1 pseudogene is annotated in these 243 nt (G+C 61.7%); it reads left to right on the plus strand.

The features are described 5' to 3' along the window. A pseudogene (locus tag AAEY83_RS17975) lies at positions 1-243 on the plus strand (alginate biosynthesis protein Alg44); the annotation flags it as partial.

Genomic DNA, 243 nt, shown 5'->3' on the forward strand with positions numbered 1-243 from the left:
ACCCTGCAGCGCGACAACTTCACCAAGGCGCGCAAGAACAAGACCAACGACACCGGCATGACCCCGTTTGGCCGTCTGAAAGCCGTGACCTTCAGCGCCGGTATTTTCGCCGTTGGCCTGGTCGCTGCCGGTTTCATCTTCAAGTCGGTGTACGGCATGTACTTCGTCAGCCACGCCCAGGCCGGTCTGGTCAGCGTGCCGGGGATGAACATCACCATGCCGCGTGACGGCACAGTGCAGAGC

Source organism: Psychrobacter sp. TB20-MNA-CIBAN-0197, from assembly GCF_040309765.1.
GTDB classification, from domain to species: domain Bacteria; phylum Pseudomonadota; class Gammaproteobacteria; order Pseudomonadales; family Moraxellaceae; genus Psychrobacter; species Psychrobacter submarinus.